Origin of the sequence: Azonexus hydrophilus (assembly GCF_001956855.1) — a bacterium.
Lineage (GTDB): Bacteria > Pseudomonadota > Gammaproteobacteria > Burkholderiales > Rhodocyclaceae > Azonexus > Azonexus hydrophilus_A.
The window spans coordinates 24,624-48,669 of the sequence record NZ_MTHD01000007.1; the positions used below are offsets into that span (position 1 = coordinate 24,624).

The following is a 24,046-nucleotide window of genomic DNA, read 5'->3' on the forward strand; positions in this document are numbered from 1 at the left end:
AGAAGTGTCCGCGTTTCGGGTAAAATCTCGGGTCTTTCAGCAGCTTGGCCTTGTCCATCATGACCCAGAATACTTCCCTCTCCTACCGTGATGCCGGTGTCGACATCGATGCCGGCGATGCCCTCGTCGAGCGCATCAAGCCCCTGGCCAAGAAGACGCTGCGCGACGGCGTGCTCGGCGGCATCGGCGGCTTCGGCGCCCTGTTCGAAGTGCCCAAGCGTTACAAGGAGCCGGTGCTGGTGTCCGGGACCGACGGTGTCGGTACCAAGCTGAAACTGGCTTTCGACCTGAATCGTCACGACACCGTCGGCCAGGATCTGGTCGCCATGAGCGTCAATGACATCCTGGTGCTTGGCGCCGAATCGCTGTTCTTCCTCGATTACTTTGCCTGCGGCAAGCTCGATGTCGATACCGCTGCGTCGGTCGTCGGCGGCATCGCCAAGGGTTGCGAACTGGCCGGCTGCGCGCTGATCGGTGGCGAAACCGCCGAAATGCCGGGCATGTACCCGGCCGGCGAATACGATCTGGCCGGTTTTGCGGTCGGCGTCGTTGAAAAGTCCAAGGCCATCGACGGCAAGTCGATTGCGCCGGGCGACGTGGTGCTCGGTCTGGCGTCTTCCGGCGCCCACTCCAACGGCTACTCGCTGGTGCGCAAGATCATCGACCGTTCCAAGCCGGACATGAACGCACCGTTCGACGGCGATCGTTCGCTGGCCGACGTGGTCATGGCGCCGACCCGCATCTACGTCAAGCAGGTGCTGGCGACGCTGGAAAAGGTCGCGATCAAGGGCATGGCGCACATTACCGGTGGCGGCCTGCTCGAAAACGTGCCGCGCGTGCTGCCGGAAAACACCGTCGCCGAGCTGGAAAAGGCCGCCTGGCCGCGTCCCAAGCTGTTCGACTGGATGCAGGCCGAAGGCAATGTGGCGGAGAGCGAAATGCACCGCACCTTCAACTGCGGCATCGGCCTGGTCATCGTCGTCGCTGCGGCCGACGCCGATGCGGCGATGGCCGAACTGAAGGCACAGGGCGAAGCCGTCTATCGCATCGGCAAGATCCGGGCACGGCAGGGTGACGAAGCGCAGACCCTCGTGGTCTGAGGCTTGCCGGCGGGTCGCGGCTTTATGCTGTGGCCTGTGCCTGGCGGCTACGCTGGCGGCGGAAGAACTGCCGGCGCCGGCGGAGGGCGGGATCGTGGAAGGTCTCGCCAGCTATTACGGTGGCAAGTTCCACGGCCGTAAAACGGCCAGTGGCGAACGTTACGACAAGACGCAATTCTCAGCGGCGAGCAACCGCTTTCCCATTGGTAGCCGGGTGGCGGTACTGCGCCCGGTCAACGGCTTGTGCGTCATCGTCCGGATCAACGACCGGATGCATCGCCGGCACCGGGTTCGCGTCATCGATGTTTCCAAAGGCGCCGCCGACTATCTTGAAATGCTGAAGGCCGGTGTCGTCAAGGTACGGGTCGCACCATTGCGGGCGGACTGGCTGCAACGCGGGCCGCTGGCCTGCGCCGATGCCTTTGCCCCGGAAAACTGCCCGGATTGCGGTCGACCGAAGGAATCCGGCGCTGCCGTCGGCGATCCGGCTGATGTTGAGTACAATCCGGCAGGCATAGTGACCTTTCGGTCGGAAACAGGATTATCTGCACAATGAATACGATGACTCGTCGCGGCGTTGTCGCGCTTTCCCTTGTCGGGCTGCTTGGCCTGGGCTGGTACGCATGGTCGGCCAATCGCAGTGCGCCGGCGCCGGCGGGCGCGCCAGCGGGCGCAGCGTCAGCGCCGGCGGACAAGCCGGTGGCGGTCGAGGTGGCGCCGGTGCTTGCGCTCGATTTTGCCGACGAGACGACGGCGGTCGGTACCCTGAAGGCCAGCGAATCGGTGGTGCTGCGTCCGGAAATCAGCGGCCGCGTGGCGACCATCGGATTCCGTGATGGCGCGGTGGTCGGCAAGGGCGATCTGCTGATCGGTTTCGATGCGGCAGTCCAGGATGCAGAACTGGCGCAGGCGCGGGCCAACCTGGCGCTGGCCAGTTCGACCTATCGGCGCAACCAGGAATTGCTGGCAAAGAAATTCATCAGCCCACAGGCGCTCGATACTTCCGGAGCCAGTCTGAAGGTGCAGGAAGCAGCGGTCCAGCTGGCCGAGGCAAAGGCCGCGAAGATGCGCCTGCGGGCGCCGTTCCGCGGTGTTGTCGGCTTGCGCAACGTGAGTGTCGGCGGTTACGTCAAGGAAGGCGAGGAGCTGGTCAATATCGAGGACATCAGCAGCCTGCGCGTCGATTTCCGTCTGGCCGAGACCTATCTCGGTCGGCTGCAGAAGGGCCAGTCGCTGGAACTCGGCAGCGATGCGCTGCCCGGGCAGAAATTCGCTGCCGTGGTCGAAGCCATCGACCCACAAATTGACCCGAACGGCCGCTCGATTTCGGTGCGTGCCCGCCTCGACAATGCCGCCGGTCATTTGCGGCCGGGCATGTTCGTTCGTGTGCGTCTGGCCTTCGGCGAGCGCAAGGGCGTGTTGATGGTGCCGGAAGAGGCGATCATGCCCGGGGCCCAGGCGGCGGTGTTCAAGGTGGTGGACGGCAAGGCCGAGCGCGTCGTCGTGCGTTCGGGCGCGCGCCGCGATGCCCGGGTCGAGATCGTCGAGGGACTGGCAGCCGGTGATCTCGTCGTCACCGCCGGCCAGATGAAACTGCGCCCCGGCGCACCGGTAAAGGTTCCGGCTGGGCCAGCGGCGGCCGGCAAGCCATGAGGATTTCCGAAATATGCATCGAGCGGCCGGTGCTGGCGACCGTGCTGTCGCTGGTCATCATGCTGCTCGGCATCGTTTCCTACGACCGTCTGTCGGTGCGCGAATACCCGAAGATCGACGAGCCGGTGGTCACGGTGAGCACCGATTACCGCGGCGCGTCGGCCGACATCATCGAGTCGCAGGTGACCAAGCCGCTCGAGGATTCGCTGGCCGGGATCGAGGGCGTCGAGGTCCTGACGTCGATTTCGCGCGCCGAGCGCAGCCAGATATCGGTCCGCTTCAAGCTCGAACGCGACCCGGATTCGGCTGCTTCCGATGTCCGTGACCGCGTCTCGCGGGTGCGCAGCAAGCTGCCCGACGAAGTCGACGAGCCGGTCATCGCGAAGGTCGAGGCCGACGCCAACCCGATCATCTGGCTGGCGTTCTCGTCCGACGTGCATACGCCGCTCGAAGTCACCGACGTTGCCAACCGCATCGTCAAACCGCGCCTGCAGACGTTGCCTGGGGCGGCCGATGTGCGCATCTTCGGTGAGCGCAAGTTTTCCATGCGCATCTGGCTGGACAAGCAGCGCCTGGCCGCTTACCAGCTGACGCCGGCAGATATCGAAGAGGCGCTGCGCCGGCAGAATGTCGAGGTGCCGGCCGGCCGCATCGAGAGCCGCGAACGCGAATTCTCGGTGGTGGCAACGACCGACCTGCGTACGCCGGAAGAATTCGGCGCGGTCGTCGTGCGCACCGTCGACAGCTATCCGGTGCGCATCCGCGATGTCGCCCGGGTCGAGATCGGCGCGGCGGCGGAACGCAGTTCGGTGCGCTTCCGCGGCCGTTCGGCGGTTTCGCTCGGCCTGATCAAGCAGGCGACGGCCAATCCGCTCGAACTCTCGCATGCCCTGCGTGCCGAGTTGCCGCGCATCGCCGCCGAGTTGCCCAAGGGCATGACCGTCGATATCTCCAACGACACCTCGATCTTCATCGACCGCTCGATCAAGTCGGTGTTCACGACCATCGGCGAAGCCATCGTGCTGGTGCTGGCGATCATCTTCTTCTTCCTGCGCAACCTGCGCGCGACGCTGATCCCGCTGGTGACGATTCCGGTGTCGCTGGTCGGCGCCTTCGCCATCATGTTCGTGCTCGGCTTCTCGATCAATACGCTGACGCTGCTGGCGCTGGTGCTGGCGATCGGCCTCGTCGTCGACGACGCGATCGTCGTGCTCGAGAACATCTACCGCCATATCGAGGAAGGCATGCCGCGGCGCGAGGCGGCGTTCAAGGGGGCGAAGGAAATCGGTTTTGCCGTTGTCGCGATGACGCTGACGCTGGCCGCCGTCTATGCGCCGGTCGCCTTCATGACCGGTCGCACCGGCAAACTGTTCATCGAATTCGCGCTGACGCTGGCCGGTGCCGTGCTGGTGTCCGGTTTCGTCGCGCTGACGCTGTCGCCGATGATGTGCTCGGTGCTGCTGAAACATGAGGAAAAGCACGGCAAGGCCTACGTTCTCGTCGAAAATTTCCTGAATTGGCTGAATTCCGGCTATCGGCGGCTGTTGACCGCAGCATTGCGGCAGCGCTGGATTGTTTTCATCGGTTTCTTCGTGGTTGCAGGCGCCTGCGGGGTGCTGCTGAAGGCGCTGAAGTCGGAGCTGGCGCCGATCGAGGATCGTGGCATCATCGTCGGCGTGATCAGTGGCCCGGATGGCGCGACGCTGGACTACACCGAAAAGTACGCCCGCCAGCTCGAAGGCATCTATGACAAGACCGCCGATATCGACCGCTACTTTGTCGTTGCCGGCAGTCCGACGGTTAATGACGGCATTTCCTTTGTCGGCCTGACCGACTGGAGCGTGCGCGACCGGCATTCGAAGGATATCGCCCGCGAACTGCAGCCCCAGTTTGCCGCCATTCCCGGCGTCAGGGCTTTCCCGGTGACGCCGCCGTCGCTCGGCCAGAGCCCGCGTGACCGTCCGATCAACTTCGTCATCGCGACGTCGGCGCCGTACGCCGAACTGTTGCAGGTGACCCAGCAGTTCATGGCCGAACTGGGCAAGAATCCGGGGTTGACCAACCTCGACAGCGATCTGAAGCTGAACAAGCCGGAGTTGTCGGTCGCCGTCCGTCGCGACAAGGCGGCTGACCTGGGCGTTCCGGTCGAGACCATCGGCCGGACGCTGGAAACCTTCCTCGGCGGCCGCCAGGTGACGCGCTTCAAGCGTGATGGCGAGCAGTACGACGTGATCATCCAGGTGGCCGATGCCGACCGGCGCAACCCGGACGACATCCGCGACATCTACGTGCGCGGCGCCGACGGCGCCATGATCTCGCTCGACAATCTGCTCGATGTCAGCGAGACGGTGGCGCCACGCGAACTCAACCACTTCGGCCAGCGTCGCGCGGTGACCATTACCGCCAACCTGGCGCCCGGTTATACGATCGGCGAGGCGCTGACGGCGATGGATACGCTCGCCGCGCAGACGCTCAAGCCCGGCTATGCCGTCGACTACAACGGCCAGTCGCGCGAATTCCGCCAATCCTCGTCGTCACTGGCGCTGACCTTCGGTCTGGCGCTGGCCTTCATTTACTTGGTGCTGGCAGCGCAGTTCGAAAGTTTCCGCGATCCCTTCATCATCATGCTGACCGTGCCGCTGTCGATGGCTGGTGCGCTGTTCGCGCTGTGGGCGACCGACGGCACGCTCAACGTCTACAGTCAGATCGGCCTGGTGACGCTGGTCGGCCTGATCACCAAGCACGGCATCCTCATCGTCGAGTTCGCCAATCAGTTGCAGGAGAAGGGCAGGGCCTTGAACGAGGCGGTCATCGAGGCGGCCGAACTGCGCCTGCGTCCGATCCTGATGACTACCGGCGCGATGGTGCTGGGGGCGGTGCCGCTGGCGCTGGCCACCGGTGCCGGTGCCGAATCGCGCCAGCAGATCGGCTGGGTCATCGTCGGCGGCCTGCTGCTCGGCACCTTCCTGACCTTGTTCGTCGTTCCTGCGGTCTACACGCTGCTGGCGGCAAAAAAGCCGGCGCTGCAGGATGACGTCGCAAGCGAATTGCACGTTTCCCCGAAAGAGTCCTGATGAAGCTGTTTTCCCCGCTGTACCGCCGGGCCATGGTCTGGTCGCGTCACCCGCATGCGCCGTGGTATCTCGGCGGCCTGAGTTTTGCCGAATCGTCGTTTTTCCCGGTGCCGCCGGATGTGATGCTGGCGCCGATGGCGCTGGCCAATCCGCCGCGCTGGTGGTTCCTGGCCCTGCTGACGACGCTGGCCTCGGTGGCCGGCGGGCTGTTCGGTTACCTGATCGGCTATTTCGCCATCGATGCGATCCTACCCTGGCTCCAGGAAAGTCGTTACTGGCCGGCCTACGAGACCGCCGTGGCGTGGTTTGGCAAGTGGGGTTTCTGGGCCATATTCGTGGCCGGGTTTTCGCCGATTCCCTACAAGGTATTCACCATCGCCGCCGGTGCCTTGTCGATGGCCCTGCTGCCTTTCACGCTGGCCTCGCTGATCGGGCGCGGCCTGCGCTTCTTCCTGGTCGCCGGGCTGATGGCATGGGGCGGCGCGCGCATGGAAGATGCGTTGCATCGCTACATCGATCGGCTGGGTTGGGCGACGGTTGCCATCGTCGTGCTCGGCGGTCTATGGTACGGAATGCAATAAGACAATGTTGGCGGGGTACTGCCCCTCAACGATCGGCACAAGGGAGCGATCATGGAAAACAAGTTGCGTGTATTCATCGTCGACGACGATCCGATTCTGCTCGATGTCCTGGATGGTGCGCTGGCGGAGGATTTCAACCGCGAGTTCTTCACTTCGGGTGAGGATTGCCTGGCGCGGATCGCGGATTCCCGTCCGGACATCCTCATTCTTGACCTGACCTTGCCCGGCATCAGCGGCTTCGAGGTCTGCCAGCGCCTGAAGGAAGACTGGGACACCCAGAACATTCCCATCCTTTTTGTCTCCGCCAGCGACGACATCGAGACGCGCCTGCTGTGCTACGAAGCCGGTGGCGAGGATTTCATCACCAAGCCCTTCGATCCCTCCGAACTGCTGCGCAAGGTCAAGGTCGCGGCCCGTATCCTCGGCGAGAAAAAAGCCCTCCATGAACAGGCCGGCTATGCCCAGCGCACGGCGATGTCGGCGATGGTCAGCATGGGCGAGCTGGGCATCGTCCTTCAGTTCCTGAGCAAGTCCTTCGGTTGCGGCACGCCGGAAGAACTGGGGTCGGCGCTGATCGAATCGGTCCGCCAGTACGACCTGAGTTCGGCGGTCCAGTTGCGCATGGACGACCGTGCACTGTCGATGAGCGAGAACGGCAACGATCTGCCGCTGGAAGTTTCAGTGCTCAATCATGTCCGTCACTCCGGCCGGATTTTTCAGTTCAAGACGCGTTGCGTCTTCAACTACGGGCATGTCACGCTGCTGGTGAACAACATGCCGCTGGAAGATCCGGACCGCTGCGGCCGTATCCGCGACAATGTCGCGTTGCTGGCCGAAGGGGCCGATGCCCGGATGCGGGCGATCGAGGCCGAGGAACTGGCGCGCCATCGCCGCGCCGGCATCGAGGCGGCGCTGCCCAGCGTCAGGAGCACGCTGGAGTCCGTTCAGGCCAATTACCGGCGCAATTCGCTGGAACTGACGCAGGTGATGATCGAATTCCAGGAAGCACTCGGCAAGTCCTTCTTCACCCTCGGTCTGACCGAGTCGCAGGAAGAGTCGATGACCACGCTGGCTGCCGATTACATGCAGCGGATGGTTGCCACTCAGGATGACAGCCTGGTCACCATCGGTCAGTTGCAGGAACTGGCTGACAGCCTGGCCAGCGTGCTCAGGCGTTGAGGAAGCGGGCGACCCGGGCGACGACCGTCGCGCCGAGTTGCGGGTCCAGGCAGTCGTGGTTTTCCGCGGCGAAGGAATTGCCAAGCCAGGTGATCTGGCGTTTGGCCAGCTGGCGCGTGGCGAAGATGCCGCGGTCGCGCAGTTCACGGCGCGGGATCAAGCCATCCTGGGCTTCCCAGGCCTGCCGGTAACCGACGCAGCGCATCGACGGCAGGCCGGGGTCCAGCACGTATTTCCGGCGCAGCATGGCGAGTTCGTCGTCGAGACCGGCCAGCAGCATTTCGTCGAAGCGGCGGGCGATCCGTTCGTGCAGCACGGTCCGGTCGGACGGCAGCAGGCCAATCTGCAGGAAATCGTAGGGCGGTTTTTCGGCGACGCTGTCGGCCAGCAGTTCCGACATCGGCCGGCCGCTGCTCAGGCAGACTTCCAGCGCGCGCTGGATGCGCTGGCTGTCGGTCGGGTGCAGCCTGGCGGCAGTCGCCGGATCGAGCCCGGCCAATCTGGCGTGCATTGCCGGCCAGCCGTCGCGCGCGGCATCGGCGTCGATTTCGTCACGCAACGCCGCATCCGCCTGCGGCAACTCGGCCAGGCCATCGAGCAGGGCGCGGAAATACAGCATGGTGCCGCCAACCAGCACCGGGACCCGGCCGGCGGCGGTGATTTCGGCCATCGCGGCCAGCGCATCGCGACGAAAACAGGCGGCGGAATAGCGTTCCTCGGGGGAAATCAGGTCGATCAGCCGGTGCGGGTAGCGCGCCAGCATCGCCCGCTCGGGCTTGGCGGTGCCGATGTCCATGTCGATGAAGACCTGCGCCGAATCGACGCTGATCAGTTCGACCGGCAGGCGGTCGGCCAGCGCCATCGCGGCAGCGGTCTTGCCCGAGGCGGTCGGGCCCATGATCAGGATGGCGGGAGGAAGGGCAGACTTCATGGCGGCGAATGCTAGCACGGCGGGCGGGCAGGACTATACTTCCCGAACATCATGAACAACGATTCCCTCCCCCCTGTTGTCGCCTTCAACCGCCGCCGTTTCCTGGCCGGCGGCCTGCTGGCCCCACTTGCCTTGCTGCAGCCGCTGCCGGCATCTGCCGTTGCCGACCGCCTGCACGGCCTGACTGCCCGTCACGCCTACGTGGGCAATCTCGGCGATACCCTGCTGGCGATCGACGCCGACCGGCCGGTGCAGATTGCCTCGATCACCAAGCTGATCACCGCCTGGGTGGTGCTGACGGCCGAACTGCCGCTGGCCGAGACGGTCCGTATCGAGCAGGATGATGTCGTGCAGTCCGAGCATACGAAGTCGAGCCTGCCGGTGGGGTCGCGCTGGCGTCGCGAGCAGTTGCTCGAGTGGCTGGTGATCGCTTCGGACAATCGGGCAGCGGCAGCGCTGGCGCGGACCTTTCCCGGTGGCTGGCCGGAGTTTCGCTACGCAATGCGGGCGCTGATGACGCAGATGCAACTGTTCAGCTTCGATTTCGGCGATTCGTCCGGCCTGTCGTCGACCAACCGGGCCAGTGCCCGCGATCTCGGCGTGCTGCTGGTGACGTTGGCGCAGATTCCGTATTTCCGCGAACTGTCCCGCAAATCCGCGGTGGGCGGCAAGATGAACGTCAACCGCTTTGCCCACGACCGCTCGGTGGCCTTGCTGGCCGGCAAGACCGGCTTCACGTCGGCCGCCGGTTTCTGCCTGGCCGAGGCCGAGCAGTTCGGCGGGCGCATTGTCGCCATGGTCGTGCTCAACGCGGCCAATCGTGAGGCGCGGGCACAGGACATGAACCGCCTGCGCCGCTATGCCAGCGAAAGGTTAGGCAGCGCCTGATTCACGGGTGAAGCGCTGCTTGTCCTGCATCCGGCGCAGCAGTTGTTCCGCCTGCCCGGCAGCCGCCGGGCGGCCGAAGTGGTAGCCCTGCATCAAGGTGCAGCCTTGCTGCAGCAGGAAGTCGATCTGCTGCGGCTGTTCGACGCCTTCGGCGATCACTTCCTTCTGCAGGCTGTCGGCAATGGCGATGATGGCGCGCACGATGGCGATGTCGTCGGCGTTGTCCGGCAGGTCGCGGACAAAGGATTGATCGATCTTGATCCGGTCGAAGGGCAGTCGTTTGAGGTAGCCCAGGCTGGAATAGCCGGTGCCGAAATCGTCTACCGACAGTTTGATGCCGAGTGCCTGCAGTTGCTGCAGGACTTCGACGATCCGTTCGGTATCGCGGATGAACGCGCTCTCGGTGATTTCCAGTTCGAGCCAGCGGGCATCAAGGCCGCTTTCGGTGAGGACGGCGGCAATCCGGCTGGCGAATTCGGGCTGGCGCAGTTGCATGGCTGACAGGTTGACCGCCATCACTACCGGCGGCAGGCCCATGTCCTGCCAGGCGCGGTTCTGTCGGCAGGCCTCGCGCAGTACCTGGTCGCCGATCTGGTTGATCAGGCTGCTTTCCTCGGCGATCGGAATGAAACGGGCCGGCGGGATGTCGCCCTGTTCGGGGTGATGCCAGCGAACGAGTGCTTCGAAACCGATCAGCAGGCCGCTGTGCATGTCGACCTGGGGTTGGTAATGAACGGCGATCTGGTCGCTGTTCAAGGCCCGGCGAAGGCTGTTCTCGAGCGTCACGCGCTCGAAGATGCGGGCGTTCATTTCCGGCGTGAAGAAGCGGTAGGTATTGCCGCCGGCACCCTTGGCCTGATACATCGCGGTGTCGGCATTTTTCAGCAGGCTGCCGATGTCCTGTCCATCCTGCGGATAGGTGCTGATGCCGATGCTGGCGCCGACGCGCAATTCGTGACTGGCCACGCTGAATGGCTGGACCAGGGCATCGTTGAGGCGCTGGGCGATCACCGCCAGGCGGGCCGGCGTACCGTAGCCGCGGATGAGGATGGCGAACTCGTCGCCGCCCTGGCGGCTGATGGTGTCACGGTGGTCGAGGCAGGCAGTCAGGCGCTGGGCAACCTGGAGTAGCAGTTGATCGCCGATTTCATGGCCGAGGGTGTCATTGACGTTCTTGAAATTGTCCAGATCAAGGAAGAGCAGCGCGATCTGCGCCTGCGGGCCCAAGGTTTCGGCCAGTGCGCTGGCCATGTGGGTGGCCAGCAGGGCGCGGTTGGGCAGGTCGGTGAGCAGGTCGTGTTCGGCCAGGTGACGGATGCGTTCCTGGTCGTCGTGGAGTTGCGTGATGTCGCGGGCGACGCCGGCAACCCCCGCCAGTTCGCCGGCTTCGTCGAAGACCGGGGTGGCGACATATTCGAAATGGCGCCGTTCGCCGCTGGCAAGTTGCTGGCTGTCCTGGCGTTTCTGCTGACATTGTTGTGTCAGTGCCGCGTTGTCCAGTTCGGCCAGCGGTCGGGCAGCTTCGGCTGGCCAGACCTGTTCGACGGTCTGGCCGAGGATGTCTTCGGCCGGCGCGCCGGCAAGTGCGGCATAGGCGTCGTTGACGGCGATCAGGCGGCGTTCCCGGTCGCTCAGCCAGGCCGGGTCGGGCAGACTGTCGAGCAGCGCGCGGGTGCGGCGGAAGGTGGTCGCGTAGGCCTGGGTCATGTCCTGGGCGATTTCCCGGGCGCGGTCGTAGGTGCGCAGCCAGACGATGATCCAGCCACTGAGCACGAGCGTCAGCAGGACAATGCTGAGTACGCCCCAGGACAACTGGCTGTACCAGTTGGCGAGGTAGGCGGATTCGGCGTGCCCGACCAGTACGTAGAGCGGGTAGTCGCCGACACGGCGGACGACGTACAGGCGCTCGACGCCGTCGACGGCTGACTTGGTGGTGTAGCGGGCATGCGTTTCGCCGCGCCCGATCATGCCGATCAGGCGTTCGCTGGCCAGCGGCTGGCCGAGCATTTCGGGGGCTGCCGGGTAGCGGGCGATCAGGCGGCGCTGGGCGTCGATCAGCGTGACGCTCTGGCCCGGGCCGAGGTTGAGGCTGGCGAAGAAATCCTGGAAGTACTCGGCGCGGACGGCGGCCTGGACCAGGCCCGAGAATTGCCCGGCGCTGTCGTCGAGGCGCCGGCTCAGCGTGATCACCCAGTTGTGGGTGATGCGGGCGAACAGCGGTTCGGAAATGACCAGTTGCCCGGCCGGCTGGTCCCGGTTCTGGCGGAAGTAGTCACGATCATCGATGCGGGCCGGGGCGATGACGCCGGAAGCGTCGTGGATGAAGCGGCCGCTGGCATCGGCCACGCGCAGGCTTTGCGATTGCTCGTTGATCAGTGCCAGGTAGCGGCCCAGCGTGGTGTTGATCGACGAGCGGTCGCGCGGTTCGCCGGTGATGGTTTCGTTGAGTTGCAGCTGGGTGGCAAGCAGGATCGTGTCGATCTTGTCTACCGTGCTGTGGGCGTGGCCTTCGAGGACGCGGCCCAGGTTTTCCAGATTGCGTGAGGCGAATTCGACTTCGCGCTCATGCGCGAACATCAGGCCGCCGGCGACCAGCGCGGCATAGGTCAGCAGAGCCAGCAGCCCCAGCGCGATCAAGCTGTTGTGGCGCCAGGGGGCCTGGCTCGATGCGGGAAGCCTGGGCGGTCTGGATGACGGAAGATTCATGAGCGCCTATGGCTTTGGTGGTGCCGAATTATTGCCCGCGGAGAAACAGTTTGTCGAGTTCGTGAAGCGATAGCGCCGTCCACGTCGGCCGGCCGTGGTTGCACTGGCCGGCGCGCTCGGTCTCTTCCATCTGGCGCAACAGGGCGTTCATTTCCGGAATGCTCAGTTGCCGGCGGGCACGCACGGCGCCGTGGCAGGCCATGGTGGCGAGCAGTTCGTTGCGCCGGGCGGTGGCCAGCTGGGTGATGCCGTGTTCGCGCAGGTCGGCGATCAGCGAGCGCGCCAGCGCTACCGGGTCGCCCGATTGCAGCAGTGCCGGCACGGCGCGCACGCCGAGCTGGTTCGGGCCGAGCGGGGCGATCTGGAAACCGAGTTCGGCCAGTGCCGTGGCGTGTTCCTCGACCGCCGCGACATCGACCGGATCGGCGGAGAATACCGCCGGAATCAGCAGGTTCTGCGTCGCCACCTGGCGATCGTCGAAAGCGGTCTTCAGTTTTTCGTAGAGGATGCGTTCGTGTGCCGCGTGCATGTCCACGATGATCAGCCCGCTGGCGTTCTGCGCCAGGATGTAGATGCCGTGCAGCTGGGCGACGGCGTAGCCGAGCGGCGGGCCGTCGCGGTCGACGGCGATTTCCGGGCGGAATTGCGGCGCATCGGCCGGGGCGCTGCTGCCCGGTGTCAGGCGCTGGGCGGCCTGGGCGAAAGCCAGGTAGGCGGTGGCTGCGGGTTCGGCGACGCCGAGGCTGCCCTGGTGGCGCAATGGTGGCGGGAAATTCGGTGGCGGGCTGGAAATTGCCGGAGTATTGCGGTCGACCGCAATATTTTGTGGATTTTCCACCGGCGCAGCCTGGATCGGCGTTGCCAGCGTACGCTGGATGGCGTGATAGACGAACTGGTGCACGGCGCGGCTGTCGCGGAAGCGGACTTCGGTCTTGGCCGGATGGACGTTGACGTCGACCAGCGTCGGGTCGATTTGCAGGAACAGGCAGACGGCCGGCTGGCGGCTGCCGTGCAGCACGTCGCGGTAGGCTTCGCGCAGTGCGTGGCCGATGATCTTGTCGCGGACGAAGCGGCCGTTGACGAAGACCTGCTGGCCGTCCTTGATCTCGCCGGCGCGGGTCGGATCGATGGCGAAACCGCTCAGCAGAATCGGCCCGGCGGCAGCGTCGACCGCACGCGCGGCGCCGAGGAAGTCGTCGCCGAGGATATCGGCGATGCGCCGGGGGCGGTCGGCCGGCGCCAGCTGGAACAGCGTGCGGCCATTGTGGGCGAGGCTGATTGCCACGTCCGGCCGGGTCAGCGCCAGCCGTTTGACGGCGTCGGCGCAGTGGGCGAATTCGGTGCCTTCGGCCTTGAGGAACTTGCGCCGGGCCGGCGTGTTGAAATACAGGTCGCGCATCTCGACGACGGTGCCGGCCATCAGTGCTGCCGGTTCGGGTTCGGCGCCGGATTCACCGCGCAGTTTCCAGGCATGGCTGGCGCCACGTGCCCGGCTGGTCAGCGTCAGCCGGGCGACCGAGGCCACCGAGGCCAGCGCTTCGCCGCGAAAACCCAGGGTGGCGACCTGTTCGAGGTCGTCGAGCGAGGTGATCTTCGACGTCGCATGGCGGGTCAGCGCCAGCGCCAGTTCGTCGCGGGCGATGCCGCAACCGTCGTCGGTGATGCGGATCAGCTTGATGCCACCTTCTTCGAGGTGTACCTGGATGGCGGTGCTGCCGGCGTCAAGGCTGTTTTCCAGCAGTTCCTTGAGGACGGAGGCGGGGCGCTCGACGACTTCGCCAGCGGCAATCTGGCTGATCAGGAGGTCGGGGAGGCGGGCGATTCTGGGAAAATGAGTCGGCATGCGCGGATTATAATGCGGCCTCGTTCATTCCCCGGTTGACCGCATGCAATGCTTCCATGGTGGTGCGAAATTCGCGCTGTGCCTGCTGCTGGCACTGACGCTGGGTGCCTGTTCGACCCGGCTCGATCGCGATGGCCGCAGCACGAGCACGGTCGATGGCAAATATCTGCTGAAAACCGAGATCGACCGTATTGCCGATACCAACCGGGCCGAAGTGGTCGATGGCCTGCTGCGCATTGCCGACAAGCTGTACCGGCGAAATCCGCGAGAATGGAAACAGGCCGGTCTGGCCAGCCGGGAGGCGGCCGTCGAGCGGTTGCGCCAGCGCCTGCGCAATGACTGGCCGGAATTGCTCGGCCAGCGCGAACGCCTGGCTGCGGCGCTGGCCTTCAACGAAAACTACGCTGGCGATCGCGTCGCGGCGCTGATGTTCGGCCTGCTGACCATGGTCGATGCGGCCTTCGAGCACAAGGACGATTTCTACCTCCTCGACAGCCTGAACGAGATCAAGCTGTACAACGCCGCCCGCAACATGGAAATCGCCATCTGGAAACTGGGCCACGACCGGCGCGCCGGCGGCGAAGCTTTCCTGCTCTCCAACGAACTTGACCCGGCCAACCGCAACCTGTCGTTCGAGCGCGAATTCGGCCGCATCATCGGCCTGCTCGACTTCATGGCGCACGTGGTTGCCGACCGCAACGGCCGTACCCTGTCGCGCGTCACCCAGTCGGTGGCGACGGCCATCTTTCTCCCTGTAGGTTTCTGAAACATGAAAAACATCGTCATCCTGATTTCCGGCCGCGGCAGCAACATGGAGGCCATGATCGCCGAGCGCGATGCCGGTCGTCTGCCGGTCAACATCGCCGCCGTGATCAGCAACCGGCCCGATGCCAAAGGGCTGGAAACCGCTGCCGCCGCCGGCATCGCCACCCACAGCCTCGATCACAAGGCCTATGCCGGTCGCGACGCCTTCGATGTCGCGCTGGCCCAGTGCATCGACGAATACGCCCCGGATCTGGTGGTGCTGGCCGGTTTCATGCGCATCCTGACGCCGGCTTTTGTCCGTCGCTACGAAGGCCGGCTGTTCAACATCCATCCCTCGCTGCTGCCGTCCTTTCCCGGTCTGCACACGCATCAGCGGGCGCTCGACGAAGGCGTGCGCATCCACGGTTGCACCGTCCATTTCGTCACTGCCGAGCTGGATCACGGGCCGGTCGTCATCCAGGCTGCCGTGCCGGTCGTCGACGGCGACAGCGAGGCAACGCTGGCGGCGCGCGTGCTGCGTCAGGAACACCGCATCTACCCGCAGGCCGTGCGCTGGTTTGCCGAAGGCCGGTTGCGCCTGGCCGACGGCCGGGTGCAGGTGGATGGCGCGATGGCTGACGACGCCGGGCTAGTCGTTCCCGAACTGATTGTTCCCGAGCTGCGCTGAGCGCCGTGCCGGTCATCCTGTTCGCCGCTCTGGCAGGGTCACTGGCCATCCACCTCGTCGCGCTGTTTGGCGTCGATCACGGCCTGTTCGGCGAGCCGCCGGAGCGGCCGCCGCTGCAGGCCGAACTGCGGGCGCCACCGCCTTTGCCCACCCCGCCAGCGCCCGCCGCGGTGCCAGCACCGGCAGCGAAGCCGCTCAAGCCGAAGCCGGAAAAGCCTGCGACGGCGAAAGCTGCAGCGCCGGTGGTCGAGGCTGTGACGGAAATTGCCGAAAAAACGGTGTCGACCGCAACAGAGCCGGAGCCGGCACCGTTGCCGCTGGCGCTGGCAGCCGTTGACGCTGTGCTGAAGGGCAGCGGCCGCCTGGCTTTCGTTGTCGTCAAGGAATCGCTGGGCATGCAGATCGGGCGTGCCGTGCATCGCTGGGAATTTGGCGAGGATGGCAGCTACCGTCTGACCAGCATGATCGAGACTAGCGGCCTGGCGGCGTTGATCCGGCCGTTGCGGCAGCGCTATGAAAGTCGCGGCCGTCTGGGGCCGCGCGGCTTGCAGCCGGAAAGCTACCAGACTTGGCGCAACGGCCGGTCGAACGGCGAAAATGCCGATTTCGACTGGTCGACCGCAGAAGTCCGTCTGCAACGCGACGGCAGCGTGCAGCGCATTGCCCCCGGCACGCAGGACCTGCTGTCGCTGAATTACCAGCTGGCCTACCTGCCGGCGCCGGAAAACGGTTCGACCATCGGCGTCGTCACCGGGCGTAAATACGAGCGTTACGACCTCGATTCGTTCGGTGAGGAGGAAATCGACACGCCGGCCGGGCGTTTCCGCACCTTGCACCTACGGGCGGCCGGCGAAACGCTGACGGAAATCTGGATAGCGCTCGATCATCAGCGCTTGCCGGTTAAAATCCGCTTTACCGATAAAAAGGGCGACAGCTATCAGCAGCTCGCCACCGAAATCGACGTCATGCCCGTGGCGTCGGATTAGAACACCCAGGAAAACCATGAAAGCCCGTTTCACGCCCGCCCTGTTTGCCCACGCCGAAGCCGTTCTCGGTCAGTTGCTGCGCTTCGATCATCCGGCCGACGCCATCGTCTCACGCTATTTCCGCGAGCACCGCCAGCTCGGTCATGCCGACCGGGCTTTCGTCGCCGAAACGGTGTTCGCCGTGCTGCGCCGTGGGCGCAGCCTGGAAGCGCGCTGTGCCGGCCGGCTCACCGATCGGCATCGGCTGCTGGTCGCGCTGGCCATCACCCGTGGCTGGAGCCTGCGCGAGCTGGCGCCGGTGCTCAACGCCAACGAGGAAGGCTGGCTGGCCGCTGCCAAATCAATGGCGGAGGCCGATATGCCGCCGGCGGTGCGCTGCGACCTGCCGGACTGGCTTTACGAACGCCTGCTGACGCAATACAGCGCCGACGAAATCATCGAACTGGCCGAGGCGCTGAACCGCCCGGCGCCGCTCGACCTCCGTGCCAACACGCTGAAGACCAGCCGCGACGCGCTGCTCGAACAACTCGCCGCCGCCGACATCGCTGCCGTGCCCGGCCAGCTGTCGCCGCTGTCGATCCGCCTGCGCGACAAGCCGGCGCTGGCCAAGCATCCCTTGTTCCTCGGCGGCTTGTTCGAAGTGCAGGACGAGGGCAGCCAGTTGCTCGGCCTGGTCGTCGAGGCCAAGCGTGGCGAGATGGTCGTCGATTTCTGCGCCGGTGCCGGCGGCAAGACGCTGCTGCTCGGCGCGCAGATGCGCAATACCGGCCGCCTCTACGCCTTCGATGTTTCCGACAAGCGGCTGACCAATCTGAAGCCGCGGCTGGCCCGCTCCGGGCTGTCGAACGTTCATCCGGTGCGCATCGAGCACGAGCGTGACACGCGGGTCAAACGGCTGGCCGGCAAGGCCGACCGCGTGCTGGTCGATGCGCCGTGTTCCGGCCTTGGCACGCTGCGCCGCAATCCCGACCTGAAATGGCGCCAGGGCGAGGAATCGATCGCCGAACTGACGGCCAAGCAGACGGCCATCCTCGATGCCGCGGCGACGCTGGTGCGCCCCGGCGGCCGGCTGGTTTATGCCACCTGCAGCCTGTTGACCGCAGAAAACGAGGCGATCGTCGACAGTTTCCTGGCCCGTCACCCCGATTTTGCGCTGCTGCCGGTGTCGACCGTGCTCGAGCGTCAGGGTGTTGCCTTCGCCGGCGACATGCTGCGCCTGCTGCCGCACCGTCATGACACCGACGGCTTCTTTGCCGCAGTGCTGGAGCGCAAGGCATGAACGACACGGGTGTCCAGGCGCTGCAGTTGATCGGCAATCTGCTCGACGATTTCCAGGACCCGAATTTCATCTGGCAACTGCTGGCGCTGCTCACCAGCCTGCTGCTGGCCTGGCTGATTGCCCGCCGCTGGCAGGCTGGCCGGACCCAGGAAAGCAACGGCCGCTTGCGCCAGGTCGGCTCCCGCCTGGCTTTCCCGCTGTCCGGGATGTTGCTGACCGGTGTCGCACTGTTGCTGCTCAAGCCGTTCTTCTCGGTCAGCCTGCTCAAGCTGGCGCTGCCGCTGCTCGGCTCGATGGCGCTGGTGCGCAGCGTCATTTTCGTGCTCCGCCAGGCTTTTCCCGGCGCCCGCTGGCTGACGGCATGGGAAAAGATCATCGCGACGCTGGTCTGGGGCTGGCTGGCGCTGTACATCACCGATCTGGCACCTTACGTCATTGACGCGCTGGAACAGTTCGACTTCACGCTGGGCAAGCAGAAGCTCAATCTGTGGCTGGTCATCAGCGGCGTCACCACCGTCTTCCTGACCCTGGTCTTCGCCTTGTGGATTGCCGGGGTCATCGAGACCCGTCTGATGGGCTTGCAGACGCTTGATGGCAATCTGCGCATCGTCGGCATCCGCGTCACCAAGGCAGCGCTCACCGTCGTCGCGATCATTTCCAGCCTGGCCATGGTCGGCATCGACATGACTGCGCTGTCGGTGTTCACCGGTGCGCTCGGCGTCGGCCTCGGCTTCGGCCTGCAGAAGATCGCCAGCAACTATGTTTCCGGCTTCATCATCCTGCTCGAACGCTCGATCCGCATCGGCAACATCGTTCAGGTCGGCGCCGATGCCGGTGAAGTGACCCAGATCACGACCCGCTACACCGTGCTCAAGCACCCGGGCGGCACCGAATTCATCGTGCCGAACGAAACGCTGATCGGCAGCACGGTGCAGAACCAGACCTATTCCGACCACAAGCTGCGGCTGGCAACGGTGGTCGGTGTGGCGTACGACACCGATCTCGATCTGGCGATGCGCCTGCTGGTCGAGTGTGCCAAGCGTCAGCCGCGCGTTCTCGCCGCGCCCGAGCCGAAGGTGTTGCTGACGCTGTTCGGCGACAGCAGCATCAATCTCGAACTCGGGTTCTGGGTCGATGATCCCGAGAACGGCAAGATGAATGTCGTCTCCGACATCAATCTGGCGATCTGGCATGCTTTCAAGGAAAACGGCATCCAGATTCCCTTCCCGCAGCGCGAGGTGCGCATCCTCAACCCGGCCTCAGAATAAGGTTGTCGCGCGCACCCAGGCTTCCGGCATCAGTTCGACGACGCGGGCTTCCAGCCACTTGTCGCCGCCGCTGAGGATGGCGATGCCGGTGAGCAGGATGAGTACGCCGAACGCCTTCTTGATGCCGTCGATGCGCGCCATCACCCAGCCGCGGGCAGCGGTGAAGCCGCGGCGCGAGGCGTAGGCCACGGCCACCAGCGGGATTGCCGCGCCCAGCCCGAACAGCCCGAGGATGATGCCGCCGCGCAGCGCGCCGCCCTCGCTGGCAACCAGCGTCAGCGCCGAGGCCAGCAAGGGACCGGAACACGGACTCCAGACCAGGCCGAGGACGCCGCCGAGCAGCAGCGCACCACCCAGCGAACCGCCGTCGAGACGGGCCGAGGCCGCGTTGGCGCCGGAGGCGATGGGCAGCATCCATTGCGTGAAGCGCTGGTTCAGGAAGGGCACCAGCATGACCAGGCCGAAGGCGATCAGCAGCCAGGCGCCGAACACCCGGACATGCTCGGAATCAATGCCCAGCGCCGGGCCGAGCGCGCCGAGCAGGATGCCGATCAGGGCGAACGAAGTGGCCATGCCGACGCCCATCGCCACGGGTGCCAGCCGGTTGCCCTGGACGGCGCCGCCGACGACCAGCGGCAGGATGGGAAAGACGCAGGGCGACAGCGTCGTCAAGCTGCCGGCCAGCAGGCTGAGGCCGAGGTGGGTGAGCGGGATGTCCATGGCGGCTCAGCGCGCACTGCCGAGCACGGCGCGCAGCGCGGCAGGGTCGGTGTCGCCGGCCAGTCGGCCGGTTTCCGCGCTGCCCTTGAAGACGATCACTGTCGACTGGGTGCGCACGCCCATTTTGCGGCGCAGGTCGCGGGCATTGTCGTAATCGACGACGAGCAGCGTGCCGGGGACGGCGGCATCGCCCTGCCAGCCCTTGAACACTTTTTCCTGCGCCTTGCAGGTCGGGCACCAGTCGGCATGGAAGTGCAGGGCGACCGCTTGCCCGGCCTGCTGCAGGCGCTGCATTTCTGGTGCGCTGTAGGGCTGGATTTCCAGTGCCCAGGCGCTGTTGACCGCAACAATCAGGGCGGCGGTAACAAGGTGGCGGATTTTCATGATCTTTTTCTCCATCGGGTTTGTGGGGCTTGCAAACCTTGGTCGGCGGAGGGGGCGAAAACCTTACAGGGTCTGGCTGCCGAGAATGATTTCCTGTTGCCGTAGGTCGTCGAGCACGGCACGGCCGAAATCCACCAGCGTCTGCGGCGCCGGGTGGCGCAGGGCGTCGGCCAGCGCCAGCAGGATCTCTTCGCCGCTGGCCTGTGACTCTCGGTTTTCTTCCAGCCGCGCCAGCAGGCTGGCGGTGACCGGGCTGATTTCACTGAAACGCACGCATTCGCTACGGTCGCGATAGACGACGAGGTGCGTGGCTTGCGTCTGGCGCGGCCGGTAGTCGGGGCCGATGCGCTGGACCGGCCAGGCGCAGGCGAGATCAAGCCGGGCCGGGTTGAGCAGCGGCACGCCGCGCAGCAGGTCGCCCTGCGGATCGTGCTCGGGAATTGCCGTTTCCATGATGTCGACCGCAAGTTCCGCCCATTCGTAGCGGGCCAGTTCGCTCAGCCAGGCGGGACGCGGTGTGGCGATTTCAGCCGTCTCCAGGTAGCGGACGAATTCGCGCGGAATGTCGCGAAACCACGGCGTATGCAACGGCCAGTCGCGGTAGAAGGTGCGGTTCAGGCGGCGCCAGCGTGGCTCGCCGAGTACCGCCCGGCTGACCGGGAAGCATTTGTCGAGAAAGCCGCAGATGTTGTTGAACAGCAACTCGCCGTAGATCGCCGCGCGCCGGGCCGGGATGCCGGGCGGGCGTGGCGCGTGGTGCGGATCGCGCAGGTGGCGGGCGAAGGCGCGCTGGAAGTCCTGGAAATCGGGGGCGGGCTGATTCATCACGCGGCTTTCCGGCGGGCGCTGGGCGCCGCGGCCTGGATGCGGACAATCTGCTCGACTTCTGCGGTCAACGCCTGCAGATCGGGAATATTGAAATCGCGTTCGAGGCAGATCGGCACGTCGCCGCCGATCCGCTCGCAGGCGGTCGTCAGCAGTTGCCAGACCGGGTCGATGACATCGGCGCCATGGGTGTCGATGCACAGCCCGTCGGCTTCGACCCAGTGGCCGGCGACATGCACGTAACAGGTGCGGTCCAGCGGCAGCGCATCCAGGAATTCGACCGCGTCAAAGCCGAAGTTGCGGCTGTTGACGTGGATGTTGTTGACGTCGAGATGGAGCAGGCAGTCGGCGTCGTGCACAATGCGCGTGATGAATTCGCTTTCCGCCATCTCGGCGCCCGGAGGTGCCGCGTAGTACGAGGCGTTTTCGATGCCGATGCGCAGGCCGAGGATGTCCTGGGCCTGACTGATGCGGTCGACCGTCCATTTCAGCGCTTTTTCGCTGAGCGGAATCGGCAGCAGGTCGTAGAGCTGGCTGTCGTCGGCGCACCAGGACAGGTGCTCGGTGTACAGCGTCATGCCGTGCTCGCCCATGAACTGCCGGATACGCCGCAGCAAGGCGGTGTCGAGCGGCGCGATGCCGCCCAGCGACAGCGACAGGCCGTGGCAGACGAAGGGATGGCGCTCGCTGAAAGCGCGCAGTTCGCGGGCCGAACGGCCGCCCATGCCAGCCCAGTTTTCCGGCGCGACTTCGAAGAACGAAATGCATTCGGGCACGCCGGCCTGCAATTCGCCGATCAGTTCGCGCCGGAAACCGAGCCCGGCGTCGCGGGGCGGGCGACCGGCTTGCATCAGGCTTCGCCGCGTGCCGGGTAGTTCTTGGCCAGCACGAAATCGATGGCGCCGAGCATGTCGGCGAAATGCGGCCGGGCGAAGGGCATGGTCTGGACGCTGCCCCAGTACAGCGTCAGGTCGGGGCGTGCCAGGTAGATGCCGGGTTCGGAGAACAGCGCCGGCTCCTCGACGCCGGTCGAGGTCAGGCCGCGGCCGGTGGAAACGTACAGGCCCCAGGCGCGGGCCTGCTCGATGCTCAGGCCGTAGCCAAGGTCGAGGCGGCCGAGCGACCATTCGCTGGCGGCCAGTTGCGCCCGCTCCTGCGTGTCGGAAGACAACACCAGCAGCTCGACGCCGCGCTGGCCGAAGTCGTCGGCCAGGCGGTTGAGTTCGGTCAGGTAGGCGCGGCACAGCGGGCAGTGGTAGCCACGGTAGAAAACGACCAGGCTGAAATTTCCGGCCTGGCCGGAGCGGAGCTGCAGGCCGTTGCCGGACAGCGATTCGACGGCCAGCGCGGGAACCGGCTGGCGGGGCATCAGGGAAGGCATGCTCGGATATCCTAGGGTTGGTGTGGCGCGGATTCCGGCCCCGCGCCTTGCCGGATCAGTCGCTTCGGATTACTTGGCGGCGCCGCACTTGCCGTCAGCCGACTTCTTGTCAGCGCCGCATTTGGCATCGGCCTTCTTGTCGGCACCACATTTGGCATCGGCCTTCTTGTCCGCACCGCACTTGGCATCCGCTTTCTTGTCGGCGCCACACTTGGCGTCGGATTTCTTGGCCCCGCACTTGCCGTCGGTACCCTTGGTGTCGGCCTGCGCCAACTGGTAACCCGCCTGCAGCTGGCTGGCGGAGAAGGGATTGTCGGCGGCGTTGGCCACCGGGGTCAGGGCAACGGCAGCGAAGGCAGAGGCGGCGGCCAGGGAAGCAAAATTCTGTTTTTTCATGTCGATTCTCCATCAGGGTTGAGGTGGTCTGCCGGTGGCAGTCCGGGGAATCCGGGTGCGCGCACCCGGGTTTCCTGATTGCTTGGTCGGCAGGTTCGGCGAAAACTTACAAAAATTTTCAACTGGTGGCGTGCCAGCCGGGCTTTCATCCCGTTTTCGCTGTCAACGCAGGAGAGACCGCACTTTTCAGCAGGGGTTCAAACCTCGCTGCCGGGTTCATTCCAGTGCATGTTGTGCCGATGTTTTGCGTGTCGGCTCATGCAGATGGATTGTATTTCTCGAAACGCCTACATATACTCGTTCTACTGCTTTGATCTTGCGGGGGTTTTATGCTGGCTGGCACAATAAGCAAATATCTGTTCCGGATCCGGACGCGCAACGGTGTGATCGTCGAACACCTGTCGTTCTATGGTCGGGATGAAGCCGAGGCGCGGCGCAAGGTGGCGCAGATATACAACTACTGCGAAGTCCTGGAATGCGTTCATCAGCAGGTCACCATGAACGGGCGCCTGGGAACGGTCAATTACGAGGATGTGGTGGACCTGATCAGCGCATCGTGACCGGCAGGCTGCCACGCTCGACCAACTCGCCGAGCAGGTTGCGGTAGTCGTGCGCGCCGGTGCTGCCGGCGTTGTGCCGGAATACATCCTGGTTCAGCGACGGGCTTTCTGCCACAGTGACATTTTCTGAAATCACGGTGTCGAGCACATCGTCACCGTAGCGCTCGCGCAGCTTGTTGCGTACGTCGTCGCTCATCCGGCGCCGGCGGTCGAAGCGGGTCAGCAGGTAATATCGGTTGACCCGGCGTTTCATCACCGGTTCGAGCACCTGCAGCGTCCGCGTGATGTGATCGGCGGCCTGCAGCGACAGGTAGTCGGTGGATACCGGGATGATCAGGCAGTCGCAGGCAAAGATGGCGTTGAGCGCCAGCACGCCGATGTAGGGACAGCAGTCGATCAGGCACTGGCGGTCGGGCTGGGATTCCTCGAGGGCATCGAGTCCGTGGCGCAGCTTGTTGAGGATCGCCGGCCCCTTGCCGAAGATCGAATCGACCTTGATCAATTGCTGGTGAGCGGGAATGAGTCGGCCGATGTGCTCCCAGTCGACTTCCAGTTCGCGCAGCGTGTGCTGTTCCTGGAAAAACGAGAAGAGACTCTGGTTGGCATCCAGCGGCGCCTTGCCATGAATGCTCGACAGGTGTCCCTGCGGATCGAGATCGATCAGCAGCGGCGGATTGCCCGAGCGGTTCAGGGCGGCCCCGAGATTGAGTGCGGTCGTCGTCTTTCCGACGCCGCCTTTCTGGTTGAATATGGCGATTCGCATGGTTTTGCCGTTCTATACAAGGCGCTATTTTTCACTTAACATTCAGCTTTCTGCAACTCTTTCCGGATATTTCTTCGGTTCGGGTCGCAATCGTTCC

General features: G+C 65.0%; 23 protein-coding genes. 13 read left to right on the plus strand and 10 right to left on the minus strand.

The genetic code is table 11. The features are described from left to right. The first annotated feature begins 59 nt into the window (after positions 1-59). From purM to BJN45_RS16410, 6 genes are all read left to right on the plus strand, one after another. A complete protein-coding gene (gene purM, locus BJN45_RS16385) occupies positions 60-1,100 on the plus strand; it encodes a phosphoribosylformylglycinamidine cyclo-ligase (protein ID WP_076097209.1) in 1,041 nt (346 codons plus the stop codon). 94 nt (positions 1,101-1,194) lie between these two features. Further along, on the plus strand, positions 1,195-1,656 hold the full coding sequence (locus BJN45_RS16390; RefSeq protein ID WP_076097211.1) for a septal ring lytic transglycosylase RlpA family protein: 462 nt from the start codon (positions 1,195-1,197) through the stop codon (positions 1,654-1,656). Then, positions 1,653-2,753 carry an efflux RND transporter periplasmic adaptor subunit gene (locus tag BJN45_RS16395; protein WP_240494602.1) on the plus strand — a complete coding sequence of 367 codons (1,101 nt, stop codon included), beginning with the start codon at positions 1,653-1,655 and terminating at the stop codon, positions 2,751-2,753. The genes BJN45_RS16390 and BJN45_RS16395 overlap by 4 nt, the downstream gene beginning before the upstream one ends. After that, entirely contained in the window at positions 2,750-5,827 is a 3,078-nt protein-coding gene (locus BJN45_RS16400) for an efflux RND transporter permease subunit (protein ID WP_076097213.1), read from the plus strand. The genes BJN45_RS16395 and BJN45_RS16400 overlap by 4 nt, the downstream gene beginning before the upstream one ends. Then, positions 5,827-6,408, plus strand: coding sequence for a YqaA family protein (locus tag BJN45_RS16405; RefSeq protein ID WP_076097215.1), 582 nt, complete (start codon positions 5,827-5,829; stop codon positions 6,406-6,408). Before BJN45_RS16400 ends, BJN45_RS16405 begins: the two co-directional genes overlap by 1 nt. A 51-nt stretch (positions 6,409-6,459) precedes the next feature. Beyond that, positions 6,460-7,587, plus strand: a complete 1,128-nt coding sequence (locus BJN45_RS16410; RefSeq protein ID WP_076097217.1) for a response regulator — start codon at positions 6,460-6,462, stop codon at positions 7,585-7,587. Here BJN45_RS16410 and miaA read toward each other — a convergent pair. Then, positions 7,577-8,518 carry a tRNA (adenosine(37)-N6)-dimethylallyltransferase MiaA gene (miaA, locus tag BJN45_RS16415; RefSeq protein ID WP_076097219.1) on the minus strand — a complete coding sequence of 314 codons (942 nt, stop codon included), beginning with the start codon at positions 8,516-8,518 and terminating at the stop codon, positions 7,577-7,579. The two genes, BJN45_RS16410 and miaA, sit on opposite strands and share 11 nt — an antisense overlap. A gap of 51 nt (positions 8,519-8,569) precedes the next feature. On the opposite strand from miaA, the gene BJN45_RS16420 reads away from it, so the two are divergent. Beyond that, complete coding sequence (locus tag BJN45_RS16420; protein WP_076097221.1) at positions 8,570-9,406, plus strand: D-alanyl-D-alanine carboxypeptidase family protein; 837 nt, start codon at positions 8,570-8,572, stop codon at positions 9,404-9,406. Here the strand turns inward: BJN45_RS16420 and BJN45_RS16425 are convergent. Then, a complete protein-coding gene (locus BJN45_RS16425) occupies positions 9,392-12,112 on the minus strand; it encodes a bifunctional diguanylate cyclase/phosphodiesterase (RefSeq protein WP_205750621.1) in 2,721 nt (906 codons plus the stop codon). The genes BJN45_RS16420 and BJN45_RS16425 overlap by 15 nt on opposite strands. Before the next feature lie 28 nt (positions 12,113-12,140). Then, entirely contained in the window at positions 12,141-13,955 is a 1,815-nt protein-coding gene (mutL, locus tag BJN45_RS16430) for a DNA mismatch repair endonuclease MutL (RefSeq protein ID WP_076097225.1), read from the minus strand. Positions 13,956-13,998: 43 nt separating this feature from the next. On the opposite strand from mutL, the gene BJN45_RS16435 reads away from it, so the two are divergent. The 5 genes from BJN45_RS16435 to BJN45_RS16455 are packed head-to-tail and all read left to right on the plus strand — an operon-like array spanning position 13,999 to position 18,920. After that, a complete protein-coding gene (locus BJN45_RS16435; RefSeq protein WP_076097226.1) occupies positions 13,999-14,721 on the plus strand; it encodes a hypothetical protein in 723 nt (240 codons plus the stop codon). 3 nt (positions 14,722-14,724) lie between these two features. After that, entirely contained in the window at positions 14,725-15,387 is a 663-nt protein-coding gene (gene purN, locus BJN45_RS16440) for a phosphoribosylglycinamide formyltransferase (RefSeq protein WP_076097228.1), read from the plus strand. Positions 15,388-15,392: 5 nt separating this feature from the next. Beyond that, positions 15,393-16,373, plus strand: coding sequence for a DUF3108 domain-containing protein (locus tag BJN45_RS16445; RefSeq protein WP_076097230.1), 981 nt, complete (start codon positions 15,393-15,395; stop codon positions 16,371-16,373). Between the two features lie 16 nt (positions 16,374-16,389). Beyond that, complete coding sequence (locus BJN45_RS16450) at positions 16,390-17,652, plus strand: RsmB/NOP family class I SAM-dependent RNA methyltransferase (RefSeq protein WP_076097232.1); 1,263 nt, start codon at positions 16,390-16,392, stop codon at positions 17,650-17,652. Further along, positions 17,649-18,920: a mechanosensitive ion channel family protein gene (locus tag BJN45_RS16455; RefSeq protein WP_076097234.1), complete on the plus strand. Its 1,272-nt coding sequence runs from the start codon at positions 17,649-17,651 to the stop codon at positions 18,918-18,920. The genes BJN45_RS16450 and BJN45_RS16455 overlap by 4 nt, the downstream gene beginning before the upstream one ends. Here the strand turns inward: BJN45_RS16455 and BJN45_RS16460 are convergent. From BJN45_RS16460 to BJN45_RS16485, 6 genes are all read right to left on the minus strand, one after another. After that, a complete protein-coding gene (locus BJN45_RS16460; protein ID WP_076097236.1) occupies positions 18,912-19,640 on the minus strand; it encodes a cytochrome c biogenesis CcdA family protein in 729 nt (242 codons plus the stop codon). The genes BJN45_RS16455 and BJN45_RS16460 overlap by 9 nt on opposite strands. Positions 19,641-19,646: 6 nt before the next feature. Next, complete coding sequence (locus BJN45_RS16465; protein WP_076097392.1) at positions 19,647-20,024, minus strand: thioredoxin family protein; 378 nt, start codon at positions 20,022-20,024, stop codon at positions 19,647-19,649. Positions 20,025-20,087: 63 nt separating this feature from the next. Continuing rightward, on the minus strand, positions 20,088-20,849 hold the full coding sequence (locus tag BJN45_RS16470) for an HvfC family RiPP maturation protein (protein ID WP_076097237.1): 762 nt from the start codon (positions 20,847-20,849) through the stop codon (positions 20,088-20,090). After that, positions 20,849-21,700, minus strand: a complete 852-nt coding sequence (locus tag BJN45_RS16475) for an HvfB family MNIO-type RiPP peptide maturase (protein WP_076097239.1) — start codon at positions 21,698-21,700, stop codon at positions 20,849-20,851. Before BJN45_RS16475 ends, BJN45_RS16470 begins: the two co-directional genes overlap by 1 nt. After that, positions 21,700-22,230 (minus strand): peroxiredoxin-like family protein, encoded by a 531-nt coding sequence (locus tag BJN45_RS16480; RefSeq protein ID WP_076097241.1) that lies wholly within the window; start codon positions 22,228-22,230, stop codon positions 21,700-21,702. Before BJN45_RS16480 ends, BJN45_RS16475 begins: the two co-directional genes overlap by 1 nt. 69 nt (positions 22,231-22,299) lie before the next feature. Further along, a complete protein-coding gene (locus BJN45_RS16485; RefSeq protein WP_076097242.1) occupies positions 22,300-22,626 on the minus strand; it encodes an HvfA family oxazolone/thioamide-modified RiPP metallophore in 327 nt (108 codons plus the stop codon). 329 nt (positions 22,627-22,955) lie between these two features. Between BJN45_RS16485 and BJN45_RS16490 the strand changes: the two genes are divergently transcribed. Then, positions 22,956-23,186 (plus strand): hypothetical protein, encoded by a 231-nt coding sequence (locus BJN45_RS16490; protein ID WP_076097244.1) that lies wholly within the window; start codon positions 22,956-22,958, stop codon positions 23,184-23,186. Here the strand turns inward: BJN45_RS16490 and BJN45_RS16495 are convergent. Beyond that, positions 23,173-23,949: a ParA family protein gene (locus BJN45_RS16495; protein ID WP_076097246.1), complete on the minus strand. Its 777-nt coding sequence runs from the start codon at positions 23,947-23,949 to the stop codon at positions 23,173-23,175. The two genes, BJN45_RS16490 and BJN45_RS16495, sit on opposite strands and share 14 nt — an antisense overlap. Positions 23,950-24,046: the final 97 nt, after the last annotated feature.